The 21,689-nt window shown below is 40.8% G+C and carries 27 protein-coding genes; 21 read left to right on the forward strand and 6 right to left on the reverse strand.

All coding sequences use genetic code 11. From position 1 onward, the window contains the following. Window positions 1–27: 27 nt before the first annotated feature. On the forward strand, window positions 28–555 hold the full coding sequence (locus K365_RS0123445; RefSeq protein WP_029725743.1) for a YybH family protein: 528 nt from the start codon (window positions 28–30) through the stop codon (window positions 553–555). Window positions 556–564: 9 nt separating this feature from the next. On the opposite strand, the gene K365_RS0123450 is transcribed toward K365_RS0123445, so the two are convergent. The 5 genes from K365_RS0123450 to K365_RS0123475 all read right to left on the reverse strand — a co-directional run bounded on the left by K365_RS0123450 (window position 565) and on the right by K365_RS0123475 (window position 3,911). Then, on the reverse strand, window positions 565–972 hold the full coding sequence (locus K365_RS0123450) for a type II toxin-antitoxin system VapC family toxin (protein WP_024336568.1): 408 nt from the start codon (window positions 970–972) through the stop codon (window positions 565–567). Further along, window positions 963–1,232: a hypothetical protein gene (locus K365_RS0123455; protein WP_051147903.1), complete on the reverse strand. Its 270-nt coding sequence runs from the start codon at window positions 1,230–1,232 to the stop codon at window positions 963–965. The genes K365_RS0123450 and K365_RS0123455 overlap by 10 nt, the downstream gene beginning before the upstream one ends. Before the next feature lie 130 nt (window positions 1,233–1,362). Then, window positions 1,363–1,665, reverse strand: a complete 303-nt coding sequence (locus K365_RS0123460; protein ID WP_024336570.1) for a chemotaxis protein CheB — start codon at window positions 1,663–1,665, stop codon at window positions 1,363–1,365. 116 nt (window positions 1,666–1,781) lie between these two features. Beyond that, window positions 1,782–2,114: a putative quinol monooxygenase gene (locus K365_RS0123465; protein ID WP_024336571.1), complete on the reverse strand. Its 333-nt coding sequence runs from the start codon at window positions 2,112–2,114 to the stop codon at window positions 1,782–1,784. Window positions 2,115–2,471: 357 nt separating this feature from the next. After that, window positions 2,472–3,911 (reverse strand): DNA methyltransferase, encoded by a 1,440-nt coding sequence (locus tag K365_RS0123475; protein WP_024336573.1) that lies wholly within the window; start codon window positions 3,909–3,911, stop codon window positions 2,472–2,474. A 385-nt stretch (window positions 3,912–4,296) separates the two neighbouring features. Between K365_RS0123475 and K365_RS0123485 the strand changes: the two genes are divergently transcribed. Further along, window positions 4,297–4,743: an ATP-binding protein gene (locus K365_RS0123485; RefSeq protein WP_156887783.1), complete on the forward strand. Its 447-nt coding sequence runs from the start codon at window positions 4,297–4,299 to the stop codon at window positions 4,741–4,743. A 24-nt stretch (window positions 4,744–4,767) separates the two neighbouring features. On the opposite strand, the gene K365_RS26955 is transcribed toward K365_RS0123485, so the two are convergent. Beyond that, a complete protein-coding gene (locus K365_RS26955) occupies window positions 4,768–6,093 on the reverse strand; it encodes a PAS domain-containing sensor histidine kinase (protein WP_024336575.1) in 1,326 nt (441 codons plus the stop codon). A 218-nt stretch (window positions 6,094–6,311) separates the two neighbouring features. Between K365_RS26955 and K365_RS0123495 the strand changes: the two genes are divergently transcribed. The 19 genes from K365_RS0123495 to dnaK all read left to right on the forward strand — a co-directional run bounded on the left by K365_RS0123495 (window position 6,312) and on the right by dnaK (window position 21,689). Continuing rightward, window positions 6,312–6,956 carry a response regulator transcription factor gene (locus K365_RS0123495; protein WP_245569254.1) on the forward strand — a complete coding sequence of 215 codons (645 nt, stop codon included), beginning with the start codon at window positions 6,312–6,314 and terminating at the stop codon, window positions 6,954–6,956. Between the two features lie 420 nt (window positions 6,957–7,376). Next, window positions 7,377–7,586 carry a gas vesicle structural protein GvpA gene (gene gvpA / locus K365_RS0123500; RefSeq protein ID WP_024336577.1) on the forward strand — a complete coding sequence of 70 codons (210 nt, stop codon included), beginning with the start codon at window positions 7,377–7,379 and terminating at the stop codon, window positions 7,584–7,586. Window positions 7,587–7,780: 194 nt separating this feature from the next. Next, window positions 7,781–8,428 (forward strand): hypothetical protein, encoded by a 648-nt coding sequence (locus K365_RS0123505; RefSeq protein WP_024336578.1) that lies wholly within the window; start codon window positions 7,781–7,783, stop codon window positions 8,426–8,428. A 157-nt stretch (window positions 8,429–8,585) separates the two neighbouring features. Beyond that, window positions 8,586–9,557: a hypothetical protein gene (locus tag K365_RS26155; RefSeq protein ID WP_024336579.1), complete on the forward strand. Its 972-nt coding sequence runs from the start codon at window positions 8,586–8,588 to the stop codon at window positions 9,555–9,557. A gap of 113 nt (window positions 9,558–9,670) precedes the next feature. Further along, window positions 9,671–10,618: a gas vesicle protein GvpN gene (gene gvpN, locus K365_RS0123515; protein ID WP_024336580.1), complete on the forward strand. Its 948-nt coding sequence runs from the start codon at window positions 9,671–9,673 to the stop codon at window positions 10,616–10,618. Next, window positions 10,611–10,964, forward strand: coding sequence for a hypothetical protein (locus K365_RS0123520; protein WP_024336581.1), 354 nt, complete (start codon window positions 10,611–10,613; stop codon window positions 10,962–10,964). Before gvpN ends, K365_RS0123520 begins: the two co-directional genes overlap by 8 nt. A 59-nt stretch (window positions 10,965–11,023) precedes the next feature. Further along, entirely contained in the window at window positions 11,024–11,761 is a 738-nt protein-coding gene (locus tag K365_RS0123525) for a GvpL/GvpF family gas vesicle protein (RefSeq protein WP_024336582.1), read from the forward strand. Between the two features lie 10 nt (window positions 11,762–11,771). Continuing rightward, window positions 11,772–12,299 (forward strand): Hsp20/alpha crystallin family protein, encoded by a 528-nt coding sequence (locus K365_RS0123530; protein ID WP_024336583.1) that lies wholly within the window; start codon window positions 11,772–11,774, stop codon window positions 12,297–12,299. Window positions 12,300–12,385: 86 nt separating this feature from the next. Next, window positions 12,386–14,494, forward strand: coding sequence for a CDC48 family AAA ATPase (locus K365_RS0123535; protein ID WP_024336584.1), 2,109 nt, complete (start codon window positions 12,386–12,388; stop codon window positions 14,492–14,494). Then, the gene (locus K365_RS0123540; RefSeq protein ID WP_024336585.1) at window positions 14,491–15,525 is read left to right on the forward strand and encodes a GvpL/GvpF family gas vesicle protein; all 1,035 of its coding nucleotides are present in this window, start codon (window positions 14,491–14,493) and stop codon (window positions 15,523–15,525) included. Before K365_RS0123535 ends, K365_RS0123540 begins: the two co-directional genes overlap by 4 nt. Then, on the forward strand, window positions 15,522–16,217 hold the full coding sequence (locus K365_RS0123545; RefSeq protein WP_024336586.1) for a hypothetical protein: 696 nt from the start codon (window positions 15,522–15,524) through the stop codon (window positions 16,215–16,217). Before K365_RS0123540 ends, K365_RS0123545 begins: the two co-directional genes overlap by 4 nt. Further along, window positions 16,214–16,957, forward strand: a complete 744-nt coding sequence (locus K365_RS0123550; protein WP_024336587.1) for a GvpL/GvpF family gas vesicle protein — start codon at window positions 16,214–16,216, stop codon at window positions 16,955–16,957. Before K365_RS0123545 ends, K365_RS0123550 begins: the two co-directional genes overlap by 4 nt. Window position 16,958: 1 nt before the next feature. Next, window positions 16,959–17,201, forward strand: coding sequence for a gas vesicle protein GvpG (locus tag K365_RS0123555; protein ID WP_024336588.1), 243 nt, complete (start codon window positions 16,959–16,961; stop codon window positions 17,199–17,201). 51 nt (window positions 17,202–17,252) lie between these two features. Further along, on the forward strand, window positions 17,253–17,516 hold the full coding sequence (gene gvpO, locus K365_RS0123560) for a gas vesicle protein GvpO (RefSeq protein ID WP_024336589.1): 264 nt from the start codon (window positions 17,253–17,255) through the stop codon (window positions 17,514–17,516). Window positions 17,517–17,570: 54 nt separating this feature from the next. Further along, window positions 17,571–17,936: a gas vesicle protein gene (locus K365_RS29595; RefSeq protein ID WP_024336590.1), complete on the forward strand. Its 366-nt coding sequence runs from the start codon at window positions 17,571–17,573 to the stop codon at window positions 17,934–17,936. A 93-nt stretch (window positions 17,937–18,029) separates the two neighbouring features. Next, window positions 18,030–18,332: a gas vesicle protein K gene (locus K365_RS0123570; RefSeq protein ID WP_024336591.1), complete on the forward strand. Its 303-nt coding sequence runs from the start codon at window positions 18,030–18,032 to the stop codon at window positions 18,330–18,332. Between the two features lie 125 nt (window positions 18,333–18,457). Next, on the forward strand, window positions 18,458–19,381 hold the full coding sequence (gene gvpL, locus K365_RS0123575) for a gas vesicle protein GvpL (RefSeq protein ID WP_169432985.1): 924 nt from the start codon (window positions 18,458–18,460) through the stop codon (window positions 19,379–19,381). Between the two features lie 5 nt (window positions 19,382–19,386). After that, window positions 19,387–19,974 (forward strand): gas vesicle protein, encoded by a 588-nt coding sequence (locus K365_RS27660; RefSeq protein ID WP_024336593.1) that lies wholly within the window; start codon window positions 19,387–19,389, stop codon window positions 19,972–19,974. Further along, complete coding sequence (gene dnaK / locus K365_RS0123585; protein ID WP_024336594.1) at window positions 19,953–21,689, forward strand: molecular chaperone DnaK; 1,737 nt, start codon at window positions 19,953–19,955, stop codon at window positions 21,687–21,689. Before K365_RS27660 ends, dnaK begins: the two co-directional genes overlap by 22 nt.

Raw genomic sequence — 21,689 nt, forward strand, 5'->3', positions numbered from 1 at the left:
CACGCAACTGAAAAAATGGAAAAAATAATGAAAAAGATTGTGCTGGTGGTGGTTTTATTAACAACATTTTTTTGTGGGATTTCAGCCATAGCTGAAGAACCTCGTAACGCTGAAAAGGATTTATTCATGACATCTTCTGCTGACTTGGATAAAACAGGCATCGTAAAGGAAGTAACCGATCGTTTCACACAACTCGTAGCCGCGATCAATCAAAAGGATATCGCTGCATGGGAAAAGTATTACAGCAAAAATGAGTTTGTTTCCGCCGTCGCAGGAGGCGTTTTTTTTGCCACGCGAAGTGACTGGGTTCAAGCGATCACATCCAACTTTTCCATGAGAGATAGTCAGCAATTGAAAGTGCACGAGGTCAAGGTTTTTCCTCTGGCTCCAGACATGGCGCTACTTACAAGTCAAAACAGGGTCGATATGCAGTTGAAAAGCGGCCAGGCTACAATATCCACGCATGTATACACAATGATCTGGAAAAAAGGCAAATCTGGCTGGCAAATTATACATTCCCATGAATCCTGGGTGAATGAGCCTGCCAGGAAATAGAAATTACGTTTATGTTTTAATGAACAAAATGGTTTCAAGTCCAGGAACTCTTTCGAATTCGCTTTTATTGCCTGTGAGTACCGCACAGTTATGGACTAAGGCGGTTGCTGAAATAATCAGATCATGTGCCCCTATCATCATACCCTGCCTGGAAAGTGATGCAAATAAACCAGCATGTACTCTGGCGACTTCAGTATTAAAATCCAACACTGGCACTTTACTTAATATGGATTCCACAAAAGCGGAACGACGCGCCTTTCTTGACTCATTATCAGCATAATGAACACCAGCCAACAATTCAGAAACAGTCACTGCGCTGATATATACATCGCCATATTCTTCCCAGGGTGAAAAATCTATCAAAGATTTCGATCGCTCAGAATGAATAAAAACATTTGTGTCCAGCATTAATCCCATTGTGTCTTCTCCAGGGGTATCTGTTTTCGAATATCCGCCAGATCTTTTGCAAAGACACCTGCATCATCTCCAAGCGAAGGCAGCTCTGCGAACATTCTATTCAGGTCTTTGACTTTTAAAGAGGACGCAATTGAAACTGGAGAAATTCGAGCGATCACCTTATTACCACGTTCCAACTCAACACTGACACCTTGATAAAAAATTCGATTAAGCAAATCAGAAAATTGTCTTACTGCCTGGGTGACACTTATACGCTCCATGACTCGCTCCTCATAAATAATAAAAATCATATAATATGATTATATTACTGTCAGCACGGATGTTTGTAAAGGATTTTTTTGAAAAGCGGTTCGTTCATCAAAGCCTGAAGGGCAGTCAGTAAGCAGCCTTTTAAGTTCTGATTCGGTCAATGGTATAAAAGGCCAATCGTGCAGAACGCGTTCCACCCGACAGGATAATGCCGATGGCATCAGCACCCTGGTCCTGGGCCAGGGATTTGAAAAAACTGTCAATGGGAAGGTTGAATCCCCTGGGCTGGGGCAGATCCATGAGCTGGAGGGTGCCGTTTAAAATGGCCATATCCTTGTTGGGCGGAATCACATAGATCCTGTTGGGCTGAATCGTAAGCCCGTCTGTTATCTGATGGACCTTCATCTGTGTTTTTTTCTGAATCAGCTTTTTTGTCATGGACATGTCCCCTGTCCTGAGAAATTGGAATGTACGAAAGATATAAACTGTTCTGGTTATAGGCCGGGCAACTGCCTTCTGTCAAGGAAACGGATAAAAACTTTATGGGTGTGATTAAACACTCATTTTTCCTTATTTTGCCTGATGGCATGAACGGTCTCCATTCCCTGGGTCTTGTTCACCGTATGGATCTGAATTTGAGGCGGCTCACATAAGAGGGTTCTGGTTCCCAAAAGGACCCCGAATCGAAGGGATTTTATATGCTGGTCCAGGTCCTTTTGGGTCTCCCATTCCTCCAGCAATATGAGGCGGTGCTTGTCTTTGATGTCACAAAATGCACAACAGCTGTTGCAGCCGGGTTCCCCTCCCACCGGTTCAATCAGCGAAAGCAGTGTCTGTATGACTTCCAGCTGCTTTTCCGGAAACACTTTCAGGGTTGTTCTGACAATGATCATATCACTCACCTCTTAAAATAGTTTGGGTTGACAGCAGTCCGGCTGCAGACAAACAGTTTCTGAACAACCGCTTTGGATTTGCTGACAAGATACCGGGCAAAGACAACGCTTCTGTTATCTCTGGTCAATGCTGAATATGGCAATCATTGTGCCACACGGGTGATCTGGAATAAAAATTTTTGTATAACGTTGATTTTCAAGGACAAACAAAGAAAAGTCACCCATATTCAAAGGCGGGAAAAATGCAAAAAAAAGGGCGTATTTGCTCAAAGGGTCATATATCGCCTTTTTGCGTGACCAGTTCCATGAAATGCGCCGCACACCTGTGGGGGAACTTCCTGCAGGCACCTATTTTTTTTATTTAACCGCTTTTTGTTCCAACAGGAGGATATACCGGCTGGTAACACCCAGAATTTTTTTCTCCTGCATGGCACTGACCATGATCGCATTAAACCGTTCCGAAGACAATGGCGCCTGAATGATATGGGTCAATTCCCATCCTGCCCCTTCCAGTATTTTATAATAATCCGTCAGCAGGATTGCGTTCTGTGTTTCTTCTTTTAATGCCGGGCAACTTTGAAAATCACGCCAGTCAGAATTGATCAAGGCAAGCCGGGTGGTCTTCCGGGTGCTGTTTTTCAGGAACCTGAAAAAACTATCCAGAAAGTTCAGGTATTCCCGGCGGGACATCCGGGCAATGCTGTTTTCCCCATAGCTGTCCGCTTTTTTCTGAAAATAGGGGGGATCAAAAATAATCAGGTCTGGTTTTTCCCTGCCCGCCAGGATAGTATCTTCCCAGTTTTTACGCTTGGTGTCCCAAAAACAGGGTTCAATTTCAGGGCGAAGCTCTGCCCGGTCTTCCATATCCAGGCTCCAGCATCTTCTGCCTAAAGCAAGACAGGTATCTGCTGTTACACCGCCACCTGCCATTGGGTCAAAAATCAGGTCATTGGGATTGGAAAAATAAAAAAGAATATGTGCGATCATCTGGGCTGGAATACGTCCTGGCCAATCATCTCCGAAACGGGGATCACAATCATTAAAGTTCCATAAATCCCATGTGCGCAACCCCCATCCCAGGGCTTTAAATCTGTTTTGATCGGATTTGCCCTCTAAAACCAATGACCACAGCATGGGCTCTGTCCACCCATGCTTGGCAGCCACCTGGGGGATGGTTAATCCCTGGGACAAATCCGTATTTGGGGATTTTGTTAACATTGACATTTTCCCCAAATGGTTTCGGATAATATCCCTGGTCTCTCCCAAGCGCATTGCTATTCTTTCCTGAGGGATTCCCAGCCGGTTCATGCGCCAGATTTTCTGATCCAGTTTAATTTGCCGGACCGCTTTCAGGTCTGCAATATAATTGGCAATTGTCTGCCGGGATCTGCCAATGAGCCTGCCAATTTCAGAAGCGGTTAATCTGGGATTGTTTTGAAAAACGCGTCGCGCCGTCGTTCTGGTTTCTTTTTCAGTGAGCGGCTTTGGTCCGATAGCCATTTTGGCAGAATAAAGCAAAGGATCAATCTCTTTTAACTCTTTAACAATCACCTGTATCCTGGTTAAACCCACTTCCTTATGGGCGGTCCATCGGTTCGCGCCATCCAGAATCCGGTATTGGCTTGGCTTTTCAGGATGAACCTGGACTTCAATGGGATCAAATTCAAACCCGTCTCTTATATTTTCCGCAAAAATACTGACACGCTTATGATCAATATTTTCTCTTGGATAGATAGACTCATCCAGTATGACATCTGAAATGGCGATCTTGGTGCTGACATTTTCGCGAACAGTCATTTAAATTCACCTAAATAAATTAATTTTTTATTTTTTCTCAGAGACATTTTCAGGTTCACGGCTGAAAAATTTTTTTTCGGGAACTTTACTTGACCAGAATATTTTTTTCAAGCTGTCACTGGATATTTGCCATAGGAATAAGAGAAATAGGGGTAGGAATACGGGGCAAAGTCCGGGTGGGAAGTGAAGGACCGGGCAAGGGCAGCAGGTTTGTATTTAACAAATTCTGGCGGGCTGATACGTCAAAAAATGAAATGGCAGACCTGTTTCATATAAACACCCATGGCCTGAGCGGCCACAACAAGTTATGAAAGTATAAGCTCAACACTTAACACTTTCATATAAGCAGTTAGTGATTGAAAGCAAGCTTCGCCAGACACAGAAAATGGAATCCATCGGCAATCTTGCCGTCAATGCTGCGGATGCGATGGAAGAGAACGGCGGGGTACTGGAGATTGCAGTATCCGATATGGTTGTTGATCAATCTTTTGCAAAGAATCACGATCTGCCCGGGCCAGAGGATCATGTAAAAATCACTGTGTCCGATACGGGTGTCGGTATTGCCCCGGAGATATCAGAACTCATTTTCGAGACTTACTTCACGAACAAGGGGCTCGGCAAAGGTACCGGTCTGGGGCTTGCCTCGGTGCACGGAACGGTCAAGAAATACGGGGGACTATTTTGTTGGACAGCCAACCGGGCAAGGGATCCATCTTTACAATACTGCTGCCGGTCACTCCAAAGCAGGAGGGCAATCATCTGTATGAACCTGAAGTATTGCCAAAGGGAAACGAGAAAATTTTGTTTGTCGATGATGAACCCCCATTGCTGAGGAAAATACGAACAGCCAATTCAATCAAATGGGTATTTCAATATTTATCCTGGTTCCTTGTCCATTGCCGGATTTGATATTAAGTGTACCACCCAATATTGAGATTCTTTCTTTCATGCCTAAAAGACCTAAATGTTTTTCTTCATTTGTCAGGAAAATTTCGTTTATGTCAAATCCGTTGCCGTTATCTTGTATAAAACCGGTGATCCGGGTGATTTCTCGTTTAAGAAATATTTCAACATTTGTTGCTTCTGCGTGTTTTTTAACATTATTTAATGACTCCTGCACAATCCTGAAGATGGTTATCGCCAGATTTTCATCCCGGTATTCATCAAGTTCAACTGCTTTTAATTTGATTTTTATCTTTGTTCTCTTATGGAAATCATTTATAAACCAGCGCAATGTCGGGATAAGGCCAAGGTCATCAAGCATGCTCGGTCTCAGATCAAGGGAGAGGTTCCGAACCTGAGTCGCCATATTATCCACAATCAAATCAGTGTCATCTAATAATTCTTTGCAGAAGTCTGGAATATCATTCCTAAGGGTACTAAGGTTGAAGGTGATAGCTGTCAGTTGCTGTCCCAGTGCATCATGCAGCTCACGGGAAATCTTCTTGCATTCATCTTCTCTTGTATCTATCAGCCGACGTGTAAGAAAACGAAGCCGCTCTTCAGATTTTCTGGTCTGGTCCATCTTAATTATTAAATCTTTTTTTAAGACAGACAATTCAGTCGTGCGCCGATCAACCGTTTCCTCCAGACGATCACTGTATTGCGCCATTTGCTTCTGTGTTCTTTTGTGTTCACTGATATCAATTACCATGATGCGGTATTGCTCTATATTTTTGTATTCATCTAAAACAAGGGTGCTTTCCAAATGAACATCAAATGGTGTTCTGTCTCTTTTTATCATACTCAGTTCACAAATCTGCCGTGTTTTTAACTCAAAAAGATTTCGCAGATGCCGATAATAAATATTCAGGTCTTCAACAATAATATGGGCAGACAATGGCCGGTTTATAAGATATTCTCTTTCAATCGACAACATATCTGCAAAAGCCAGGTTAGATTTAAGGATCAACCCTTTTAAACCTAAGATAAGGTACCCCACTGGCGCAAACTCATAAAGTTCAACATAGCTTTCCCGGGATGCAGCAAGCTCCTGCTGGGAAAGGCGCAATTCTTCATTCTGGAGCTCAAGTTCAATCTGCATTGTCTGGAATTCGTGTATCATTTTCAGGGGGTCTTCATCAACCGCTTTCCCATAGATTTCATCTCTTTCAGACAAGAATTTTTCTGCTTTCCTTCGCAGTTTGATAAATTTTTCGGAAAAAGGTTTATCTAAATCCATAAAGTCCAACCTTTAGATATTTTAACCATAATTCAACAAGGTGTGCTATATGCAAGACGACCGCAGCAGAGGGTATCTTGATGGTGGATCAGGGAAAATGAGTATTGTGTATCCGCAATCAATTGTGTACTATACATTCATCATATTATCAAGAAAATAATGTCTTTTTACAGGATGTCCTGGGGGATAAAATTATCAAGGACATGATTAGAGTATTAATGGCTGATGATCATACCATGGTCCGCAAGGGGCTTTGTTCTCTTCTGGAAAAAGAGTCTGGCATTGCTGTTGTGGCTGAAGCAGAAAACGGCAGGGATGCCCTTATAAAAGCCGAAGAAACAAAGCCTGATGTTGCTGTTATGGATATAGGAATGCCACTTCTTAACGGGATAGAGGCTTGCCGTCAGATTAAAAAACGATGTCCTGAAATAAAAGTTATCATTCTGACAATACACACAAACGAAGAGTATATACTGCAGGCACTCAAGGCAGGGGCTTCAGGATATCTTGTGAAAAAAGGCGCTCCTTTAGATCTGGTTACGGCAATTTACGAAGTCCATAAAGGAAACTCCTATCTGGGTTGTAATGTTTCAAAAACGCTTATTAATGAATATCTGCGTCAATCCACCCGGCTATCAGATATTGACAAAGACAGCAGTGAAAAAGAACTCACCAGCCGGCAGACAGAAGTTTTGCAACTCTTGGCAGAAGGGTATACAAATCGGGAAATTGCCAATATTTTATGTGTGAGTATAAAAACGATTGAAACCCACCGGTCACAAATAAAAATGAGACTCAATATCAAGAAGACAGCGGGTCTTGTGCAATATGCCCTTCAAAAAGGATTGATAACTAAAGAATAAAACTATCCCTTGCCAATACCCCTCACAATGCGTAAAATTCTTCAACACCTTAGACTCATCGACTCATCCATGAAAAAATTATTTCTCATCACCCTGACTTTTTAAACGACGTCTCTATTGAGTTTAATATCAATACAGGGGTTTTTTTAAACGAATACAGGGGTTTTTTTTGGAATATACAGGGTATTAAAAAAAATCTTTAGGTAGTTCACCCGATATCATTATCGTATTCAAAGATTTATAGTCCAAACCATGATGAATATTTTCTTGTACATGTTTATGTAACATACCTGAAAATATGATTCTGACCAAGATAATTTAACGTATGCCAAAAAAAGGAGGTTATCAATTGGTTATACCACAGCAACAGAAGTCATACAAAAACCTGTTACGTAATTACCTTAAAAAAGGAGTTTTATCATGGCCGTTGAAAAAACAAATGCATCCTCAAGTTTAGTTGAAGTTATTGACCGTATCCTTGACAAAGGCGTTGTTATTGATGCCTGGGCAAGGGTATCCCTTGTAGGTATCGAACTGCTTGCCATTGAAGCCAGAGTGGTTCTGGCCGGTGTCGAGACCTATTTGAAATATGCCGAAGCCGTTGGCCTCACAGCCCAAGCTGAAGCATAGTTAAGAGGAGATTGTCAGGTATCCTCAGGATATTAAAGGCGTTTCACCCCTTTAATTAAAGTTTATCATTCTTGAGCATATCTGGTCTCTCCGGGGTATTTATAAAAACCCCGAACATATCTGACAAAATTCTCTTGATTTTATAAACCGTTGTTGTCCGATATGTTTGAGATTTTTTAAACCAAAGGCAGTGTATGGACACCCTGAAAAAAACAAAAAACACCGATCAATTGAAAATATTGGCAGTAAGTATTGTTGATTCCTATGAGATAAGGGTCAACACGATTTATTCTTTACTGACCCAGGCCAATAATCTCCTTCATTCATTCCAGTCTGAACTTGCCGATATGATAAATCTTCTGAGAATCAATCTGGCCAATTCCCAGAGTCTTCGACGAAAGGATTTTGATGCCATGATCCAAAACATCCTTGATCATCATCAGAAGATTGAAAATGAAGCCAACCTGAGCCTGTCTGCCTTTCAAAAAGAGGAACAGGCAATGATCATTTCTTTAAGAGATATTATTATGGGCAATAGCCCTGACCGGATCGAGGATATTGAAGCCATGCTCGACCAGATGTTAAAACGACAGGAAAACCGGGAACATGATATTATCAAGATCTTAAAACATATTCAGGTTGAACAGGAAGAATTGAAAACAGGGTTGAAACGGTTATTGAAAAAGGGTGAAAATATCAGGATTAAAGACTACAAGGCAATGATCAAAGCCATTCGTGCGCAACAAGGTGACTATAATCAGTATTTGTTTGACTTACTAGATGATTTTGATCTTGTCCGAGACAGAGTAAATGATCAATGGCAGAAAGTTGTCAGTATATAAACTATCAATAATGATGACAGCCAATCTGGATTAAACATCAGGTTCGCATTTAAAAACAAAAAAGATATCCTTTGCTGCTATGGCGGTTTATTGCCCGCCATAGGCTTAACAAGCCTTGCTTTAAGCATGTCTTTTCAAGGTTAAAAGGAGAATTATAATGTCAGCATCTAAAGATTTAGAAGGATTGGTAAATCAGATTGCAAGCGCGAAAAATGACCGCAGGGTACTTATGAATAATCTGAAAGAAAATTTTGGCCGGATCAAACAGGATACTTCAGGGTTAAGGCACGAGGCAGCCGATCTATTGAAATCAATGGCCCGGGACAGAAAAGAAATATCCCAATCCTTACACCGGCAATTGGACCAGGATAGAGTTAATCTGGGTGTCATGGAAAAAACGCGCCAAAAAGAAACGGCAAGGGAACGAAATCAGCGCATGGGTTTGATCAAGGAATTAAAGAATGAACTCAGATCAAAGCTGGACAATTTCATGTCAGACATGAATGATTGTGCCATAAAAGACAAGAAACAGCGAGGGGAAGAGGGAAAACAGCGGGTGGCTGGAATTAAAGCCATCAAGACCGAGGTTGGAAGATGGCAGGAAGACACTCGAGCCGATTTAAAACAGATCCGCAATAGTCAAAAAAAGATGGGAGATGAGCTGTCATCCTTTTTGAAAACCTTTGTTTCAAATGTCAAAGCAGATGAAAAAAACAGAAAATCAAGCGTGAATGATTTTTTAACCTCTGTTAAAGCAGAAATATCTGCCATGTCATCTGAATGGGAAAAAGTCTTTCCCCATGACAGCTTAAACAAATCAGAAACAATTGAACCGGAAACGAGTCAGGAGGTGGTAGAGCCTGAGCTTGATGAAGAAGATGAGCCGGGTGAAGACCCGGAAGAAACCCAGGTCGCCGGGGAAAATGACACCGAATACGGCTATTATGAGACCGGTCCTATAAAAGAAAAGGTCATGATCACCCTGTTAGACCATCCAGAAGGTCTCAGGATGATCCAGTTGGCTGAATTACTTGATATCGAACAATGGCGGACACTGATTCCTGTGATGCGTGATCTTGTGGAAAACCAACAGGTTAAGAAAGAAGGTTCTTTGTATTTTAACCGATAACATCATCAGGGCTGGAAAATTTTATTCCGGCCCGAAACCATTTCAAGGGAGCATGGATTTGCAAAAAGGAAACGGTCCTGTTTTTTTAATCAAATATTGACAAAGGAGTTGCGATGGCAACAGCAATGGCAAGCACTGTTTTGGAACCTATCTCCCTGCCGGATTTTGTGGAAACAGAATATATCAAGGATATTACTACCCGGGCGTTGGGATATATCAAGGCGGGTTTCCCCGTGCACTTGAGAGGTATTTCCGGCACGGGAAAGACGACCCTTGCAATTCATATTGCTGCCAGGATAGGACGTCCGCTTATTCTTATACACGGGGATGAGGAATTTTCAACCTCGGATTTAGTCGGGAGTGAACAAGGTTACAACATCCGCAAAATCAGGGATAATTTTATTCATACCGTTCTTAAGACCGAAGAGAATATGAGCAAACAATGGGTTGATAACCGGTTGACCATGGCCTGTAAATTCGGGTTTACACTCCTTTATGATGAATATACCCGGTCCAGGCCCGAGGCAAACAATGTTCTTTTGTCCGTGCTCCAGGAAAAAATGCTGGATATTCCAACCACGAGCCATGGCGATTCCAATTATATGAAAGTCCACCCTGATTTTACGGCTCTTTTCACCAGCAATCCCGAAGAATATGCCGGGGTCCACCGCAGCCAGGATGCCTTAAGAGATCGTATGGTGACCATTGACCTTGAATATTTTGACAAGGAAACTGAAATTGGCATTGTCCAGGGCAAATCAGGTTTATCCTATGAAGATGCAAAAAAAATTGTCAATATTGTCAGGGGATTAAGAAATTCTGACGTGTTTGAATTTTCCCCCACCATCAGGGGATGCCTGATGATTGCCAAATCAGTACAGGTGTTCAATGCCAGTGTCCATAGGGATGACAAAACTTTTTGCCAGATCTGCATTGACATACTTTCTTCTGAAACCAGCCGTATCGGCAGCGTATCAAACAAGGAACGGGTGATGCAGATCCTTTTAAAATTGATTGACCAATATTGTAATGACATTAATAAAGGAGGGGCCGATGCCTAGTTTGCCCAAGGGTAAAAAAATTGTAAGAAGCGGCACTTTAAAAAGAAAGACAGCTATAAAGCATAGTCTTACAACTAAATCCCGGCCCGTTAAATCCAGTTACCTGGAAATATTTATAATGGACAAGCACCGCTCCCGGTTAAAACAGGAAAAGGCCAATTTAAGCTATCGGATTAATCAGATACATAATGAGCTTGCAAGCCTTGACAAGGCAATCGCCGCAATGAGTAGAGATGTTAAAGCGGATGTCGGTTCAATGTCCCCCCTGTCAACCATCAAATCCAGCAAGGAAATAGATCCCGTCAAGGAAATAGATACCATAAAGAGAATGTCATTGAAATATTGATAAGACCCATTCAGGCAAGTGTATGGTGAGTAATTTTTAAGAATAAAACAAGGTGCCCCATGTCTCATATAGGCAAATACATATACTGTATTATTGAAGAAAAATATAACCGCAACTTTGGTACCATCGGAATCGGCAACAGAAAGGATCTGGTTACAACCCTGTGTTATAATGATATCACGGCTGTCATAAGTGATACACCCATGTCCAAGTACGTGATTAACAAGGCCAATCTTACAGCCCATGAAATGGTCATTGAGCATGTCATGAAAGATTACACGGTATTGCCCGTTCGATTCTGTACCATAGCTTCTAATCTAGAGGAGATAAGAAGCCTTCTTAGAAGGCGGCATCCTGAATTCAAGGGTCTTTTCAGGGATATGGATAATAAGATTGAAATGGGATTAAAGGTTGTCTGGAAGAATATGGATGCAATATTTGGCGAAATATCTGCTTCCAACAAGATTATCAAAAAGCTTAAATCAAATACTAAAGGCCTTGACAGAGATATGAAGATCGAGGTGGGCAAACAGGTTCAAAAGGCGCTGGCGAAAAAAAAGCAGGATGAAAAGCAACTGATTACCAGAAAATTAAAACGCATTTCCGTGGATGTAAAGGAAAACGATATTATCGGTGATGCAATGCTGTTGAATCTTGCCTGCCTGATTGACAGAACCCATGAAAAAGAATTTGATAACACCATTAATGATCTGGCAGCAGAATTTGAAAACAGATTTGTTTTCAAATATGTGGGCCCGATACCCCCCTTTAATTTTGTTAACATTAAAGTAACATAAAGGAGATCCCATGACCCAAAAAAAAGGCAAGGAAGAGACAACTGGTGAATTTGAATTTTCAGGGCTTTTAAAAGGCCTGAACAATCTGATTGAAACGGCAGCCGCGTTTGCGGAAAAAAGCCAGGATTTAAAAAAGTCAGGGGAAATAAATTTTGGTAATCTTGATAAAATCAAAGGATTAAAAGATTTAAAAGGTGTTTATGGTATAAATGTCCGCACCTTAAATGACGGCAGGCCCTTTGTTCAGTCCTTTGGCAATATCAAGAAAACACCGGACGGCCCGATTGTTGAAGAAGTAAGAGAACCCATCATAGACCTTTTTGAAGAAAAAAATTCAACCCAGATTATTGCTGAAATGCCGGGCATTGACCAAAAGGATATTGAGGTGGAGGCCAGGGGTGATATTATCATCATCAGTGCTTCTACCAATAAAAGAAAATATCAAAAAGAAGTGCTTTTATCCAAAGCAGTTAAACAAACAGATATGGAATGGTCCTATAAAAATGGGGTTTTGGTTATAACGATCAAGACAGACTAAGTTTGATAGGTTTTAGGATTTGATGGTTTAACAAAAAATACAATAAAGAAAGCCCTGGCTAAAAACTTGGGAACAGGTAACCTGGAATGGAAATAAAATCTGTTACATTAAAGGTAATTGAGGCCAATTCAAAAGATACAGGCAGGGGGATCATCCGTCTTGACCCCAGTGATTTTAAAAAAATTGATGTAGCGGTGGGCGATGTTGTCCAGGTCAAGGGGAAAAGATTGACGGCCGCCAAAGTCATGCCGGCATATATTGAGGACCGGGAGCAGGGCCTGGTTCGGATGGATGGCATTACAAGGGACAATGCACAAGTCGGGCTGGATGAAAAGGTGATCATTGAAAAAGCAGTGTGCAACCCGGCCAGAAAAATTTCTGTCACCCCTCTTACCCAGGTTCGATCCTTTGACAGCAAATATATCTGCACCCTTCTGGAAGGTATCTCCCTGGTTAAAGAAGATATTGTCAGGGCAAAATTATTTGGCGCAAAAACCCGGGATTTTAAAGTCACAGCAACAAAACCTGCCGGTATTGTGATTATAAAACCTGACACGATCATTGAAATAAAAGAAGAAAAATCCGAGTTTAAGTCATCCAGGGTTTCATATGAAGATATAGGCGGGCTTGCCAAAGAAATACATCGTATCAGGGAGATGATTGAACTGCCTTTAAAATATCCCCAGGTTTTTGAAAAACTGGGGATTGATCCTCCCAAGGGTGTTCTTCTCCACGGCCCGCCGGGATGTGGCAAGACATTGATCGCAAGGGCTGTGGCAAATGAGACGGATGCGAATTTCCAGCATTTGACAGGGCCTGAAATAATGGCCAAATTCTATGGAGAAAGCGAGGCGAATTTAAGAAAAATCTTTGAAAAAGCCGCAGCCTCAGCGCCTGCCATCATATTTTTTGACGAGATCGATGCAATAGCGCCAAAGCGTGAAGATATGGGGGGTGAAAAACAGGTTGAAAAAAGGGTGGTTGCCCAGCTTCTGGCTTTAATGGACGGCCTTTCCTCAAGAGGACAGGTGATTGTCATCGGTGCGACAAATATTCCAAATGTTATTGATCCTGCTCTTCGACGGCCCGGCCGGTTTGACAGGGAGATAGAAATCAGTATCCCTGACAAGAACGGGCGATACAAGATATTAAACATCCATACCCATGGCATGCCGCTTTCTGAGGATGTTGACCTGGTCAAACTTTCTGAAATTACCCATGGTTTTGTGGGTGCTGATATAGAAGCCTTTTGCAGGGAGGCGGCCATGGTCTGCCTTAGAAAGTTTTTCCCAACCTTTGATTTCGGCCAGGAAGAGATCCCCATTGACAGCCTGCTCGATCTTAAGGTGACCATGGATGATTTTTTAGAAGCCATGAAGGAGATTGAACCCTCTGCCATCAGAGAGGTGTTTTCTGAAGTGCCCAATGTAAACTGGACGGACGTGGGAGGGCATGAAGAGGTTAAAAATATATTGAAAGAAACGGTTGAGTGGCCGCTGAAATATGCCTCGCTTTTTGATTATGCCAACACCCGTCCTGCCCGGGGAATTTTATTTCATGGAGAACCCGGCACGGGTAAAACCCTTCTTGCAAAGGCTGTGGCAACGGAATCAGGTGTTAATTTTATCTCCATAAAAGGTCCGGAGCTTTTATCAAGGTGGGTGGGAGATAGTGAAAAAGGTATCAGACAGATTTTTAAAAAAGCAAGACAGGCATCTCCCTGTGTTGTTTTTTTTGATGAGATAGACAGTCTGACTCCAAAAAGGGGGGCTTTTGGCTCTTCAGCAGTAACAGACCGTGTCATCAGCCAGTTTTTAAGTGAAATGGACGGAATAGAAGAACTAAAAGGCATACTTGTCCTGGCTGCCACCAACAGAATTGATATGATCGATGCGGCAATGCTGCGATCAGGAAGGTTTGATTTTCAGCTTGAACTTAAAAGTCCTGATAAAAATGCCAGAAAAGAGATATTTAAAGTCCACACAAGGAAAAAACCCCTTGGGAAAAGCGTTGATTTTGACCGCCTTGCCGATGAGACAGACAGGTTTAAGGGTGCAGATATCGAATTGATCTGCAATACAGCCGCCATTATTGCCATAAAGGAATTTATCAAAAAAGGCAGAAAGGATCATACAAAATTCAGTATTTTAATGAAGCATTTTCAACAAGCCATTAAAAAAGGACAGACAAGATGAATAAAGGGCAATATTTATATGGGTTCGTGTTTTCAGAATCCAGGCAAAATTTTACATGTAAAGGACTTGACGATCAGGATGTCTATTTGAAAACCAATGGGGACCTTTCTTTGGCCGTAAGCGATTTTAAGATGATAGATTTTTCTACATTGCCCCAGAAAGTGCTTTTACAATATTTAAAGCAGCATCATGATACAATTGGGAAAATAATGGAAAAATTCTGCATTATTCCTTTTAAGTTCGGGACAATGATTGAAGACCCGGATCAGATTATAAAAATATTTAAAAGCAGCTATGACCAGATCAGAAAGAAATTTTCAATGTTGCAGAATATGATTGAGCTGGATGTTATTGCCAGTTTTAATGATTTTAGCCAGGTCTTCAATGAAATCGAGGGGCTGGATGCCGTTAAACAATTCAAACAGGAAATACAGTCCAGGCCAAAACCAGATGTTTATGAAGCCCAGATAAAACTTGGGAAAATGGTGAATTCTTTGCTTGATGAAAGGCGTAATTATTATAAAAAAATTATTTATAACCGTTTGTCAGATTCATCTGCAGACATCCTTACAAACGAGATTACTCAGGATTCAATGATCGCAAGTCTCGCCTTTTTAATCAATAAAAAGGATCATCAAACTTTTGAAAAAATTATTGAAGATCTTGATCGCTGTTTTGAAGGCAAAATTAATTTCAAGATTGTTGGTCCTTTCCCTTTTTACAGTTTTTATACCCTTGACCTTCATAAAAGAGATTTTAAGGCACTTGATTTTGCAAGAAGGACATTGAATCTACCGGAAAAAGCGAGCCTGTCTGAAATTAATGCGTCTTATAAAGAACAGAGTAAAGTTTGTCATCCTGATAATGATGCCCAGAATAAAAATCTTGCCCGCAGGTTTGAAGAACTGAACAAATCCTATCAAATGGTTATGGAATATATGAACGGCAATGGCTGCTCATTTTCAAAAGAGGATGTTGATAACTGGATCAGGGTCAAGCCTGTTGAGCGGGAAAATGCGGTTGTGGCATGAGAACACTTGTTTTGGTTCCTATTATTCATATCGATGCAGACCTTGGAAAGGCAAAGGATGAAATAAAGCTTGTTAAAAACAGATTTCTTTCCCAAAAAAGAGTTGAACAGCATGAGAAGACAATTTCAATGTTCTGGGACAGGATACAGGACTATTTTCAAGAACAAGATGTAAAAAACATGAAAATTTTTCAAGACGGCATGGCAGCAGGAGGTTGGGTCGGTCAAAAAATTGTGAATGAACTGGCTTTAAAACAAAGCCGTAATTTCAAGTTGTTATCAGACCTGGTCAATAAAGGAGCCGTCATAATGAAGACTGAAGATATTGCTTTAATCCAGCAAGAGCATGCTTTATTCACGGCTCTTTTACAATCAAAGCGATTTTTTTCAACCATGACCAATTATTTAAAATACAGGTTTTATAAAAAACAGCTGCTTAAAAAACGCGATATTTATATCGCCGGCCAGATTAACAGCAACTTAAAGAAAGGAGAAAAAGCAGCTCTTTTTATCGGTGCTGCGCATAATGTGGCGTGTTTTCTTGACAAGGATATTCTGGTTTCTGCTTTAAAAAATCCCTTATTGGTAAATAAATATTTTAAAGCGTTCAATAGGAGGAAAAAGAACGATCAGGAATTTCAATACCTGTCAGAGAAGTTGAGATGCAAAATCAATGGAGAATCAAAAGCATGAAACAATATATTTATGCCATCGTGGATACTGAAAATGAAAAGAGCCTTGGCATGCCAGGCATCGGAAACATCAATGACGAGGTGTCAATAGTCTGTTTCAATGATATGGGTGCTGTTGTCAGCCCAACCCTGACAGAAGACTTTCCCGTTAACAGGAAAAATACTCTGGCTCATCAGAAAATCCTGGAAGAACTTTTCAAGGAGCATACCGTATTGCCCGTAAAATTCGGCACAATAGGGGATGATACCCAGACAATAAAAGAAAAGGTATTAAAAGCAGAATGCTTGAAAATAAAAGAGCACCTGGATTTTTTAAAGGATAAATCAGAGCTGGGGCTTAAAGTTTTCTGGGTTGATTCTAAAAATATTTTCATTCATATACTTGAAGAGAACTCACAGATTCAAAGACTTAGGGACCGTTTAAACTCTCATAATGGTGGATTGCAAAGGGATCAGATCCGGCTGGGAGACATGGTGGAAAAAGCTTTGAAAAAAAAAAAAGAAGAATTGGAGAAAAAAATATTCAAGTTTTTAAATGGCCTCTGGGTCGAACATAAGAAAAGCAAGATCATTGCAGACAATATGATTGTAAACAGTATTTTTCTGGTTTTAAAAGAGGATGAAAAGCAATTTGACAAGGCCATTGAAAGGATTGATGAATATTTTGCAGGGCAATTGAAAATAAAATGCATAGGCCCTGTCCCGCCAAGTAATTTTGTAGAATTAGAAGTGAGGTGGTAAAATGGCCTTTATATTAGATGATATTGCATTATCTCCCATCAAGCTGACGATCTGGCTTGCAAAAAAATTAAAAGAATCTGCGTATAATGAAATGACAGATGATTCTAAAGTTTTAGAAGAACTTCTCATGCTGCAGATGAAACTCGAGATGGAAGAGATAAGTGAGGATGACTATACAAAAAAAGAGACCCTGCTCATGGAACGTCTGGAAGAGATAAGAAAGCTGAAAAAGGATATAAATTGAAAGACCTTTTTGTATTTTGAAAAAAATATACTTTTTTAAAAGGAGAGGATCATGGCCCTTAAATTTGCTGCTGCTATAAAAAAAGCAAGATCTGAATTGGAGACACTTACCGGACTTGAATTAGGATCAACTGTCAGCGCGCATCCTGATGGGGAAGGTTGGCGGGTGACCCTGGAGGCGATTGAAAAAAAATCCATTCCAGACAGTATGGATATCCTGGGTATCTTTGAAGTCAATCTGGATGCAGAGGGGAATATTTCTGAATTCAACCGTGTAAGAATGCGAAAGAGAATTGATATCGATGAGAATGCATAAAATTTTAGAGGACATACACATAAAACCGATTGAATAAAAAAGGCAGATAATTAAATGGGAATGGAACCATCCAGAGAAAATTTTGGCAGCCTGGCAGATGTAATTGACAGGGTTCTTGATAAAGGTCTGGTCATTAACGCCGATATCGCAGTATCCGTAGCAGGTACGGAATTGCTGGGAATTAAAATCAAAGCGGCTTTGTCATCTTTTGAGACAGCTGCCAAATATGGATTAGAGTTTCCTTCAGGAACAAAGCTTTCAACACCTGCATGGCAAGAGGCGCTCACTGCAAAAGAGTATTGCCCCCAGTGTGAAAAAAAAGTGGTAACAAAAGATCTGATGACATCAGGATGTCCCTGGTGCGGCTGGATAAGCGCTAAAGCAAAACAACTGGATGAAGACAACATCCCTACCCTATGATCTTTACTTGAAGCAATGCTTGCAAGACCTGATGTGTTTTTGGTGTTTTATGCCAGGTATAATTAAATCAATCTATAAGTTTAAGGAACTTTCATGGCCCTTGATATCGATGAGAAAAATTTAAAGCATGGCGTTCTTGGTCTTGTTATCGCTCTGGTTGAAGTTATTCAGGATGCCTTGAATCTTCAGGCCATGAAAAGGATGGAAAAAGGATCATTGACGCAAGAAGAGATTCATCGTCTGGGGAATGCATTAATGGATCTGGATCAGGCCCTGAAAGAGATAAAAATTCAACAGGGAATATCAGAATCTGTCAAATCAGTAAGGGATGGGTTAGATGATATTGTAGATGATGTCATAAACCAGATCATCAATCCTTGTAAGTGGAAGGCTTAAAGCAATACAACATGGAAGAGATCATAAAACAGATTGTTCAAAAACAGATCAGAACCATTCTTGAGAATAACCGGGATGTCATTTCAAAGATTGTGAAAAAAAATATCATGCCGGAACTTCACCGGATGGTACAAGATGAAATAAACAGGGAATTTTCAGATCTTGCTGAAAAACAATCCCCTTTACCGGATCAAGATATAAAAACCCAAGATATTGAAAACAATGATTCATTACGTTTGCCAGAACAAAAACAGACTTCCCATAATTTCAAACAAGGCCCTGTTAATAAAAAAGGGAAGTATCTTTATTGCATTGTCAAAACCAGTGAAGATAAAAAATTTGCCCAAATCGGAATTGATGGCAATAAAGTCTATACCATCTGTCATAAAGGACTGGCAGCCGTTATCCATGACTGCGAAGACAAACCCTACGAGTCGAATGAAGAAAAAATTGTCGCCCAATGGGTCATGGCCCATCAAAAAGTAATTGAAAAGGCATGGGAAACCTATGGCGTTGCAGTTCCGGCATCTTTTGACACCATTATCGTGGGGGATAAAGAATTTACAGAACAAGAAAATTTAAAAAAATGGCTTGAAGACCATTATGACGATCTTCTGGCAAAAATAGAAAAATTTACGGGCAAGGCTGAATATGGGGTCCAGATATTCTGGGATGCAAATCAAATGGGAGCCAGGATTTCCAGGGAAAATGAACAGATTAGAAAAATCAATGAAGAATGCAGGACAAAATCCAAGGGAGCGGCCTTTATGTACAGGCAAAAACTGGAAAACCTGTTGAAAAAGGAATTGGAAAATCAGGCTGAAACCTATTTTAAGGAATTTTACAATAAAATTAAAGCGCATGTGGATGATATTAAAATAGATAAGACAAAAAACAGTAATTCTGATCAGCAGATGATAATGAATCTGGCCTGCATCATGCCCCGGGCAAATAGTCATCTTCTAGGGGATGCGCTTGAAAAGATTGATCAGATGGAGTCTTTTTCTGTGCAGTTTACAGGTCCCTGGCCCCCTTACAGTTTTGTGTAATCATCATGGAACCCAAGTCATATACAAAAGCAACCCTGGTGGACCTTTTGGACAGGGTACTGGACAAGGGAATTGTGATCCATGCGGATATGATAATATCTGTTGCCGGCATCCCTTTGATTGGTGTGAATCTCAAGGCTGCGCTGGCTGGTATGGAAACAATGCTCAAATATGGGATGATGGAGGAATGGGACGCGAGTACCAGATCCCGGGCCATGGAAAAGGAGAAGAAAAGCCTGCATTTTATACAGGAAGAAATTTTGTTTAAGGAAAAGGCTTCCTATTATTGTCATGAAGGTATCGTTCAAACCTGGCGGTTTGGGGATATGTACCTTACCCACCGGCAGCTTGTAATGTATCACCCCGTGTTTGAGGATATCATGTTTGAATTAGGGCTTGAAAAAATTAAGGATATTGAAGTTATTGAAAAGCATAATGATGAATTTGAAAATCAAAAACAGGTTTATATCCTCACCCATGATAATGAAATAGAAAGGTTTAAGACTAAGAATATAGCGGTTTTTGAAAAAATCCTTAAAGACAATTTCTTAAAAGATAATAAAGGGTATTTATGGGCAGAGCAGTCGGCATAGATCTTGGTACATCATTTTGTGTTGCCGCTATAATTGAAAATAAAATACCTGTGGTTATTCCCAACGGCGAAGGCAATAACCTGACCCCTTCAGTTTATGCCTTTACCGACAAAAAAGAACACCTGGTGGGGAACGCGGCAAAAGACCAGGCAAAAGATAATCCAGGCAATACTGTTTTTTCAATAAAAAGATATATGGGTACAGACCATCAGGTTGTGGTGGATGGGTATCGTTTTTCACCCCAGCAGATATCAGCCTTTATTTTACGAAAAATCAAAAGCGATATTGAAAACTATCTTGGTGAGCCTGTTGACCAGGCTGTTATCACAGTGCCGGCCTATTTTAATCATTTAAGCCGCCAGGCAACAAAAGAGGCAGGAGAGATAGCAGGGTTCAAGGTTTTGCGGGTAATAAGCGAACCCACTGCAGCAGCACTGGCATACGGGCTCAAGAGAAAAGATATTAAAACCGTTCTTATATGGGACTTAGGGGGAGGAACCTTTGACGTCTCTATACTTGAGCTGGACCAGGGCTTTTTTAAGGTCAAGGCTGTAAGCGGCAACAACCATCTTGGAGGGGAAGATTTTGGGCAGAAACTTGTGGATCATGCTGCTCAAAAATTTCAAATCCAACACGGATTTGATCCAAGAAAGAATTTATTTTTTCATCAACAGCTCAAAGAGGCCTGTGAAAAAGCAAAAACCGAACTTTCTGAAAAACAGACAACAAGTATATTTTTATCCTCAATACCTGGTTTGAATGGTGCAATGATTGATTTTAAGACAAGGGTGGACAGAAAAACTTTTGAAGAAATCACTTCAGATCTTGCCCAAATGATGATTCTGCCAACAAAACAGGCCATCAAGGATGCAGGAATAGAGATTGAAAACATTGATCGTGTTCTTCTGGTGGGAGGGGCAACAAGGATGGCCTGTGTACAAAAAATGGCAAAAGATTTTTTTCATCAAAATCCCTACCAGAAAATCAATCCAGATGAGGTGGTAGGTCTTGGCGCGGCAATCCAGGCTGGTATTTTGACAAAAGAGATAGGGGATGTGGTTTTGCTGGATGTCAATCCCCTTTCTTTAGGCATTGAAACCAAAGGAGGTCTTGTCGCAAGGATCATACCCAGAAATACCATAATCCCTGCTTCAGAAGACCAGATATTTACAACTGCCGAAATCAATCAGACAAGCATGGATGTCAATATCCTGCAAGGTGAGCGGGAAATGGCTATTGACAATATCAGCCTGGGCGAAATCAGATTGTCGGGAATTCATCCCCAGCCACAGGGTCAGTCCAGAGTAGAGGTCAGTTTTTCCATAGATGCCAATGGAATCCTTGCAGTATCTGCTAAAGATCTGCAGACAGATAATGAAGTTGGTATTAAGATTGATTCAACAGAAATGGTTTCTGAAGAGATGATAAGCCAGGCAATTATGGATGCCGAAAATCATGTCAAAAACGATGCTGAGAATAGACAAAGAATCGAGACCATTATCCGGGCAGAAAATCTTATCACCCATGTTGATGAGATTATTAAAGACAATTCCCGGCAATTGTCTGAATATATTTTACAGGACTTAAATTCTTTTGTTATAGCTCTTAAAAAAAATATCAAGCAGGGGGATGTCAAGGATATTAAAAATGGAATCAGTTTATTGACGCAATCTATTTTAGCAGCTAAAAATTCTAAAGCAAAAAAAGGCAGGTGA

This window comes from Desulfotignum balticum DSM 7044 (assembly GCF_000421285.1).
In the GTDB taxonomy this organism is placed as follows: Bacteria; Desulfobacterota; Desulfobacteria; order Desulfobacterales; family Desulfobacteraceae; genus Desulfotignum; species Desulfotignum balticum.

What these genes read in the sequence shown, in the direction of transcription:
- K365_RS0123445 (WP_029725743.1), top strand. Translation starts at nt 28, where the DNA reads ATGAAAAAGATTGTGCTGGTGGTGGTTTTATTAACAACATTTTTTTGT.
- K365_RS0123450 (WP_024336568.1), bottom strand. Translation starts at nt 972, where the DNA reads ATGGGATTAATGCTGGACACAAATGTTTTTATTCATTCTGAGCGATCG.
- K365_RS0123455 (WP_051147903.1), bottom strand. Translation starts at nt 1,232, where the DNA reads ATGGAGCGTATAAGTGTCACCCAGGCAGTAAGACAATTTTCTGATTTG.
- K365_RS0123460 (WP_024336570.1), bottom strand. Translation starts at nt 1,665, where the DNA reads ATGTCCATGACAAAAAAGCTGATTCAGAAAAAAACACAGATGAAGGTC.
- K365_RS0123465 (WP_024336571.1), bottom strand. Translation starts at nt 2,114, where the DNA reads ATGATCATTGTCAGAACAACCCTGAAAGTGTTTCCGGAAAAGCAGCTG.
- K365_RS0123475 (WP_024336573.1), bottom strand. Translation starts at nt 3,911, where the DNA reads ATGACTGTTCGCGAAAATGTCAGCACCAAGATCGCCATTTCAGATGTC.
- K365_RS0123485 (WP_156887783.1), top strand. Translation starts at nt 4,297, where the DNA reads ATGGAATCCATCGGCAATCTTGCCGTCAATGCTGCGGATGCGATGGAA.
- K365_RS26955 (WP_024336575.1), bottom strand. Translation starts at nt 6,093, where the DNA reads ATGGATTTAGATAAACCTTTTTCCGAAAAATTTATCAAACTGCGAAGG.
- K365_RS0123495 (WP_245569254.1), top strand. Translation starts at nt 6,312, where the DNA reads ATGGCTGATGATCATACCATGGTCCGCAAGGGGCTTTGTTCTCTTCTG.
- gvpA (WP_024336577.1), top strand. Translation starts at nt 7,377, where the DNA reads ATGGCCGTTGAAAAAACAAATGCATCCTCAAGTTTAGTTGAAGTTATT.
- K365_RS0123505 (WP_024336578.1), top strand. Translation starts at nt 7,781, where the DNA reads ATGGACACCCTGAAAAAAACAAAAAACACCGATCAATTGAAAATATTG.
- K365_RS26155 (WP_024336579.1), top strand. Translation starts at nt 8,586, where the DNA reads ATGTCAGCATCTAAAGATTTAGAAGGATTGGTAAATCAGATTGCAAGC.
- gvpN (WP_024336580.1), top strand. Translation starts at nt 9,671, where the DNA reads ATGGCAACAGCAATGGCAAGCACTGTTTTGGAACCTATCTCCCTGCCG.
- K365_RS0123520 (WP_024336581.1), top strand. Translation starts at nt 10,611, where the DNA reads ATGCCTAGTTTGCCCAAGGGTAAAAAAATTGTAAGAAGCGGCACTTTA.
- K365_RS0123525 (WP_024336582.1), top strand. Translation starts at nt 11,024, where the DNA reads ATGTCTCATATAGGCAAATACATATACTGTATTATTGAAGAAAAATAT.
- K365_RS0123530 (WP_024336583.1), top strand. Translation starts at nt 11,772, where the DNA reads ATGACCCAAAAAAAAGGCAAGGAAGAGACAACTGGTGAATTTGAATTT.
- K365_RS0123535 (WP_024336584.1), top strand. Translation starts at nt 12,386, where the DNA reads ATGGAAATAAAATCTGTTACATTAAAGGTAATTGAGGCCAATTCAAAA.
- K365_RS0123540 (WP_024336585.1), top strand. Translation starts at nt 14,491, where the DNA reads ATGAATAAAGGGCAATATTTATATGGGTTCGTGTTTTCAGAATCCAGG.
- K365_RS0123545 (WP_024336586.1), top strand. Translation starts at nt 15,522, where the DNA reads ATGAGAACACTTGTTTTGGTTCCTATTATTCATATCGATGCAGACCTT.
- K365_RS0123550 (WP_024336587.1), top strand. Translation starts at nt 16,214, where the DNA reads ATGAAACAATATATTTATGCCATCGTGGATACTGAAAATGAAAAGAGC.
- K365_RS0123555 (WP_024336588.1), top strand. Translation starts at nt 16,959, where the DNA reads ATGGCCTTTATATTAGATGATATTGCATTATCTCCCATCAAGCTGACG.
- gvpO (WP_024336589.1), top strand. Translation starts at nt 17,253, where the DNA reads ATGGCCCTTAAATTTGCTGCTGCTATAAAAAAAGCAAGATCTGAATTG.
- K365_RS29595 (WP_024336590.1), top strand. Translation starts at nt 17,571, where the DNA reads ATGGGAATGGAACCATCCAGAGAAAATTTTGGCAGCCTGGCAGATGTA.
- K365_RS0123570 (WP_024336591.1), top strand. Translation starts at nt 18,030, where the DNA reads ATGGCCCTTGATATCGATGAGAAAAATTTAAAGCATGGCGTTCTTGGT.
- gvpL (WP_169432985.1), top strand. Translation starts at nt 18,458, where the DNA reads ATGGTACAAGATGAAATAAACAGGGAATTTTCAGATCTTGCTGAAAAA.
- K365_RS27660 (WP_024336593.1), top strand. Translation starts at nt 19,387, where the DNA reads ATGGAACCCAAGTCATATACAAAAGCAACCCTGGTGGACCTTTTGGAC.
- dnaK (WP_024336594.1), top strand. Translation starts at nt 19,953, where the DNA reads ATGGGCAGAGCAGTCGGCATAGATCTTGGTACATCATTTTGTGTTGCC.